Source organism: Streptomyces sp. NPDC048248 (assembly GCF_043201875.1).
Classification (GTDB): Bacteria; Actinomycetota; Actinomycetes; order Streptomycetales; family Streptomycetaceae; genus Streptomyces.
Genome location: NZ_JBICZL010000010.1, coordinates 40789 through 46924, shown reverse-complemented (window position 1 = coordinate 46924; position 6136 = coordinate 40789). Strand labels below are relative to the sequence as shown.

The window sequence follows — 6136 nt, the reverse complement described above, 5'->3', positions numbered from 1 at the left end:
CGATGAATGGTGGCCACCTTGGTTTCCGACAATCCGTCGGTTTTGCTGCCGATATGCCCGGGACGGCGAACGGTCAGTTCTGCGCTGCCTGCTCCATACGAAGACGCAGACTCAGCGGCCGCATGTCGGTCCACACCTCACCGATGTGCGCGAGGCAATCGGCCCGTTTTCCCTCGGTACCCTCCGCCCGCCAGCCGGCGGGCAGTTCGCGGTCCGCCCACCAAATGGAATACTGCTCCTCGTCGTTGACCACGACGCGGTAGGTCTGTTCGTCGTCCCGCTCATCGGCCATGAGAAATCCTCACGTGAGAAACGTAGGTCCAGGTATTACCCAATCTGCTGGAGCAGTTTTCTCGGAGCCCCGATACTCCGTCTATACCGGAGCTATCCACGAAGAGGCCCCCCGTCCGGGACCCGACCGAAGTCGGGTCCCGGGCCGGGGGGCCTCGGGGAGCGGTGCGCCAGGTGGGCGGTCGGGGGGTCGCCCTACCTCCGGCGCGCTCCCTCGAAGGGGCGCGCGACGTGCTCGGCGCCCGCTTGGTCGGTGTCGGCCGCCGGCACTCGGCGCTGCCCGGCCTTGCCGGGCAGCCGGCTCAGCAGGCCCGGCAGTTCCCAGGCCCGCTCGCCGAGCAGGGCCAGGGCGGCCGGCAGCAGCAGCCCACGGACGACGGTGGCGTCGATGAGGATGGCGACGGCCATGCCCACACCCATCATCTTGTTCTCGATGGCGGACAGGGTGATGAAGACGGTGAAGACCGCGGTCATGATGACGGCCGCGCTGGTGACGACACCGGCACTGGCCGCGATACCTCCGACGATCGCCTCCTTGGCATCGGCGCCCGCGAGCCATCGTTCCCTGATCCGGCTGAGGATGAAGATGTGGTAGTCCATGCTGAGGCCGAACAGCACCACGAACATGAACAGCGGCAGCCAGCCCGCCACTCCGCCGTAGGACGTGAAGCCGAGCAGGGAGCTCAGGTTCCCGTCCTGGAAGACCCAGGTGAGGACGCCGTAGGACGCCCCCATCGAGAGCAGGTTGAGGGCGATCGAGACCAGCGGGATGGCCAGCGAGCGGAAGACCACGAGCAGCAGGGCGAAGGCCAGGACCAGGACGAAGCCGATGACGAGGAACGTCCGGCCGCTGAGCTGCTCGGCGAAGTCCTGGGCGAAGGCGGTGCGGCCGCCGGTGGCGTACTCGATCCCCTCGACCGTGCCGAGGGTGTCCGGCAGCGCGCGGTCGCGCAGCATCTGCAGCGCGTCGTTGGAGACCGGGTCGGTGCCGGTGCCCGCCAGCGGGATGCGCACCACCAGGACGTCATCGACCCGCACCGTCGAGAGCGGTCCGGCGAGTCGGCCGCCGCTCCGGGCGATCTCGCCGTGCAGCTTGTCGACCGCCGCGCGTACCTCGGGAGTGTCCGAGGACTTGCCGTCGACGCCCCAGACCGCCACCCGGGCAGGGGTCGGCGCGCCGGGGAACGCCTCCTGCATACGGATCGCGGCGTCCACCGTCGGGGCGCTGCGCGGCAGGCTGTTGACCACCGCGGCGTCCTGCAGGTGCATGCCGAACATCGGCAGCGCCATCGCGACGAGCGCCACCACGGCGGCCCCGCCCCACAGCAGCGGCCGCCTGACCACACCGCGCGCCGCCTTCCGCCAGGCGCTGGACTCCAACGCGGTGGTGCGGCGCTTGCCGAGCCACGGGATGCGCCCCTTGTCGACCCGGTGCCCCAGGGCGGCGAGCAGGGCCGGCAGTACCGTGACGGAGCCGGTCATCGCCAGTCCGACGACCAGGACCGTGCCGAGTGCAAGACCGCGGAAGACGTCGAGTCCGCTGAGGAGGAGCCCGCTGACGCAGAGCATCACGGTCACGCCGGAGACCGCGACCACATGGCCCGAGGTCTTGGCGGTGGTCCGCAGGGAGTCCGCCACGCTTTGCCCTGCCGCCCGCTCCTCGCGCTCCCGTCGCAGGTAGAAGAGCGAGTAGTCGACGCTGACCGCCACACCGATCAGCAGGATCATCGAGGACACCGCGCTGTTGACCGCGACCCACTGCCCCAGCACGCCGATGAACCCGAAGGTGGCCGCGACGGTGGTGGCCGCGAGCAGCAGCGGAATGGAGGCCGCGACCAGGGCGCCGAAGACCACGAGCAGGATCAGCAGCGTGATCGGGAGCGAGGTGGTCTCGGCGCTGCCGAAGTCCTCCTTGATCGCCTCGTCCACGGCGGTGGACAGGCTCTGGTCACCGGCCTGGACGACGCGCACCTGCGGATGTCTGGCCGCGGTCGCCTTCACCGCCTCGGTCGCCGCCTCGAAATGCGCATCCATCTTGTCGTTGGGACCGGCCACGAAGAAGGTGACCAGTCCCGAGCGGCCGTCCGCGGAGAGCTGCTTCTCCTCGCCCGGGGACAGCGGGGTGCGCAGACCGGTCACCGCGCCCGGGGTCTTCTTGAATTCGGCAACCAAATCCTGGGTCGCCCGGCGGAGTTCGGGATCGTCGGTGAACTTTCCGCCGTCCGCTCCCTTCGGCTGGATCAGTACGTTCTCCAGCACCGGCTCATAGTTCTTCTGGCTGTTCAGGATCCTCTTCACCGCGCCCGATTCCCCGGGGTCGTCGGTGTCCGCACTGGGGCCTGACACCAACGAGGTGGAGAGGACGGCCACCACCACGAGGGCGAGCCAGCCGCCGATCGCCAGGGCGCGGTGCCGGATCGACCAGCCCGCGATCCGCTCGATCAGCGTGCCCCGCGCTCGGGGCGTCGTTAAGACACGGGAGGCTTCCCCGTCATTCCGTGTCGTGTCATCCCGTTGCCCCTGACGCTTCTTTCCGCGCGAGAGCTTGCCTCTGGACAGCATGAACTACAGTTCCTTCCTTGAGGGAGCAATCCTGTGAGACTCGCCCTGCGGCGAGGTGGGCTTCTTCACCGGGTCGTCGAGTTGCAGCTCGACGACCCGGGCCCGGGTTCCCCTACTCGATCTCTTTGAGAACCCGTTCGACCGACTCCATACGGCTGTCCAGGTCGGCGAGGCGGCTGCCGATGTCGTCGAGCTGCCGCTGGGTGGACTCCTGCAACCGCACGGACTTCTCCGCAAGCGTCCGGTATTCGTAATCACGCGCAAGAACCGCTCTGGCGCGCCACGTGGCGGCGAGGTGCCAGATCACGATTGTTACCACCACAACCATCATGCCGAATATGCCTACGGCCCCGATGACTTCCTGCCAGCCGTGGTAGCTCATTGCAGAGATCCCTTCTGACCGTCCTGCTGGACGGCGTCGTCGGAGCCAGGATTCGGCACCGCTTGCGTAATGCTCTCCGGCGTCAGATGAAGCACGAAGGGCATCACCTCGTAAAACTTCATCGCCTTTCCGTCACTTGAGAACTCCAGCTGGGCCTCGACGAGGCCGACCGCTTCGAGCTTTCTCAGGTGCGCCTGCAGCAGGGCACGGCTGATGCCCAGTTCCCGGGCCAGTTGGCTCACGTAGTTCCGCTGCCGGGACAGCGCGGCAACGACCCGCAACCGGTGCGGGTTGGCCAATGTCGCCAGCACCTGCACCAGTTCGTCCCCGGTGAACGAACGCTCCCTCATGGCCACACACCGCACATGCAAGGAAACGTTAGCAGGTGCCCATGTCCTTCCACAGGCTTCACCATCGAGAAGATCCCCCATCAACTCCCTCACGAGGCACCGTCGTTGACGCGGCACGAGATCCACCGCAGGGTCAGCGCGACCCCCGCGACGAGCAATGACACCGCCGGACCGATGAAGAGCAGGCCCGGACCGTCCGACACGAACTGCCCGCCCAGATAGCCGAGTCCGATGGTGTACGAGACAAAGATGGTCTCGGCGATCGCGGCGCCGAGCAGGTAGCTCCGCACCGGATAGCCGACGATGCCGGCGGTCAGCCCGCCCATGCCGCGCCCGCTGGGCACGAATCGCACAGCGATCACCGACGGCACCCCGTACCGCTGTAATCGGCCGGCCGTCCACTCCAGCATCGAGCGGCGCCGCGCACTGCGTTCCAGCCAGGCGAGAGCTCGCCCGCCCGCCCGGCGGCCGACCCAGAACATCCCCAGATCGCCCGCGACCGTACTGATCAGCAGGGTGAGCACCAGGAGCGGAAGGCTGAGGCTCCCCGCCGCCGCGAGCGCGCCGGCGCCGGCCAGCAGCGCGGAGTTCGGAACCATCGGGGGCGCCGTGACAAGCACCAGCAGCGCATACATCCAGTGGACACTCTCCACGCCGGCCCCCCTGCCTTCCGATTCGCCGTGTCAGCACCTGCTCATGCAGGCTGGCAGGTGCAAAGGCGAGGTTCAACGGCTGGGAGGCAAGCCCAGGGGTTTCTACGAGCTATCCCCTAGGGGATGGAGGGACAACCCCGAGAACACCTCCGGGGCATCCCGCCGCGAGGCCAGGAACGGGACCCGGCCGACCGTCAACTAACCCTGATGACTTGGAAGTTGCCCAACCCTGTCGGCGAGCAGTGCGGCGAGGTCCGGGAGCGACTCCTCGAAGTAGAAGTGACCGCCGGACAGGACGTGCCTCTCGACGCCCCCGAGAGCGTGGTCCCCCCACCGATCCATGGCCTCCGGAGTGACCGCGGGATCCTCCGCGCCCGCCACGGCAACGACCGGACAGGCCAGCGGAGCCCCTGCCGCATGGCGGTACTGCTCGGTGAGCCGCAGATCGCCGCAGAGCACCGGGTAGGCGATCCGCCAGAGTTCCTCGTCCTCCATGGCCCGCGCACCCGCCCCACCGAGGCCCCCCAGGTACTCCCTCATCTCGTCCGGCTCGAACGACAGCCCCCTGGGTTCACGCTCGGCGGGCGCCTTGCAGGCCGAGACGAACAGGGCCGTCAGCGGGGACGGGTAGCGCGGCCGGAGCCGACGGGCCACCTCGTAGGCCACCAGGGCACCCATGCTGTGCCCGAAGAACGCGGTGGGCCGGCCGAAGGGCGTCCGAAGGGCTCGCAAGATCTCCTCGGCGAGCTCGGGGATGCCCGGGGGCATCGGTTCGCCGTAGCGGTCCTGCCGCCCCGGGTACTGGACGGCGGTCAACTCGATCTCCTCCGGCAGCGCCCGTGCCAGCCCGTGGAATGCGCTGGCCGCTCCCCCCGCATGGGGAAAGCACAGCAGCCGCAGCTGCGCCCCGGGCCGCGGCAGGTGGCACCGCAGCCACCGGTGACCTGAGATGGCGCTCACTGCACACCCCCGCATCGCTCACGTCCGGCGCGCGAGCCGCGCACCCCGTGCTCCGGGAGCACGGTGCGCAGCGCGGTGCGGGACGCGGTCGGACCGGCGGCCCGACCACCTCGGTCGCTTGTCCGGACGCGAACGCTGAGGTTCATACCGTGACTTCCTTCGGTTCGGAGACGTCGGAGCGGCGCAGCACCACGGGGCCCGGGCGGTCCGCCTCGCGGGCCAGCGCCGCGAACAGCCCCGGTCCCAGGGGGATTTCCTCGGTCCACCAGCTGCCGCGATGGCCGGGCTCGGCGTGCTCGACGAGCACCGGACCGTGCTGTGCGGGCCGGACGTCCAGTCGTCGCAGATCGGCGACGATGCCGACCCCGACCGCCTTCAGCACGGCTTCCTTCCGCGTCCAGGCCCGGAAGAAGATGTCCTGCCGGTCCCGCTCGTCCCCCGCGGTCCGCAGGGCGGCCCGTTCGTCGTCCGACAGCGCGACCTCGGCGGCACTGCCGATGTCGCACTCGCCGCGCTGCTCGATGTCGACGCCCACCTGGCCGCCGGCGGTGACGGCGAGCAGCCAGTAGGGCCCCGAGCGGGACAGACTGAACTCCAGCCGGGTGGCGGGCACCACGACCCGTGGCCTTCCGTGGGTGCGGTCGCCGCAGCGCAGGCACCGGTGCCGCCCGAACCGAATGGCGGCGGGCGAGCCGCCGAGGTAGTGGTCGGCGAGGATCCGGCGTACGGCGGCGTGCGCTCCCGCGTACCGTGCGTCGAGCGGGGCGCGTCTGGCCCCGGCGGCACGGAGTTCGACGTCGTCGAGCAGTGCGGTGTCGGCGGGGTCGGGAGTGTCCCGCGCCCTGCCGTGCCAGACGTGGACCGCGGCGCTTTCACCGAGGCGGCCGATGGGTTCACTCATGGACGGGTCAGCTCCAGACTGTGGGGCGTTCTGGTGG

7 protein-coding genes are annotated in these 6136 nt (G+C 69.5%); all 7 read right to left on the bottom strand.

Features of this window, described 5'->3' with window-relative positions; translation table 11 throughout:
- Positions 1-73 precede the first annotated feature (73 nt).
- The gene (locus tag ACGFZW_RS22445) at positions 74-292 is read right to left on the bottom strand and encodes an MbtH family protein (protein ID WP_393894955.1); all 219 of its coding nucleotides are present in this window, start codon (positions 290-292) and stop codon (positions 74-76) included.
- Positions 293-486: 194 nt separating this feature from the next.
- Positions 487-2853 (bottom strand): MMPL family transporter, encoded by a 2367-nt coding sequence (locus ACGFZW_RS22440; RefSeq protein ID WP_393894954.1) that lies wholly within the window; start codon positions 2851-2853, stop codon positions 487-489.
- Positions 2854-2965: 112 nt separating this feature from the next.
- Positions 2966-3235, bottom strand: coding sequence for a hypothetical protein (locus tag ACGFZW_RS22435; protein ID WP_393894953.1), 270 nt, complete (start codon positions 3233-3235; stop codon positions 2966-2968).
- Positions 3232-3585 carry an ArsR/SmtB family transcription factor gene (locus ACGFZW_RS22430; protein WP_393894952.1) on the bottom strand — a complete coding sequence of 118 codons (354 nt, stop codon included), beginning with the start codon at positions 3583-3585 and terminating at the stop codon, positions 3232-3234. The genes ACGFZW_RS22435 and ACGFZW_RS22430 overlap by 4 nt, the downstream gene beginning before the upstream one ends.
- An 89-nt stretch (positions 3586-3674) precedes the next feature.
- The gene (locus tag ACGFZW_RS22425; protein WP_393894951.1) at positions 3675-4238 is read right to left on the bottom strand and encodes a DedA family protein; all 564 of its coding nucleotides are present in this window, start codon (positions 4236-4238) and stop codon (positions 3675-3677) included.
- 198 nt (positions 4239-4436) lie between these two features.
- A complete protein-coding gene (locus ACGFZW_RS22420) occupies positions 4437-5198 on the bottom strand; it encodes a thioesterase II family protein (protein WP_393894950.1) in 762 nt (253 codons plus the stop codon).
- Between the two features lie 142 nt (positions 5199-5340).
- Positions 5341-6099, bottom strand: coding sequence for a 4'-phosphopantetheinyl transferase family protein (locus ACGFZW_RS22415; RefSeq protein ID WP_393894949.1), 759 nt, complete (start codon positions 6097-6099; stop codon positions 5341-5343).
- Positions 6100-6136: the final 37 nt, after the last annotated feature.

What these genes read in the sequence shown, in the direction of transcription:
- ACGFZW_RS22445 (WP_393894955.1), bottom strand. Translation starts at nt 292, where the DNA reads ATGGCCGATGAGCGGGACGACGAACAGACCTACCGCGTCGTGGTCAAC.
- ACGFZW_RS22440 (WP_393894954.1), bottom strand. Translation starts at nt 2,853, where the DNA reads ATGCTGTCCAGAGGCAAGCTCTCGCGCGGAAAGAAGCGTCAGGGGCAA.
- ACGFZW_RS22435 (WP_393894953.1), bottom strand. Translation starts at nt 3,235, where the DNA reads ATGAGCTACCACGGCTGGCAGGAAGTCATCGGGGCCGTAGGCATATTC.
- ACGFZW_RS22430 (WP_393894952.1), bottom strand. Translation starts at nt 3,585, where the DNA reads ATGAGGGAGCGTTCGTTCACCGGGGACGAACTGGTGCAGGTGCTGGCG.
- ACGFZW_RS22415 (WP_393894949.1), bottom strand. Translation starts at nt 6,099, where the DNA reads ATGAGTGAACCCATCGGCCGCCTCGGTGAAAGCGCCGCGGTCCACGTC.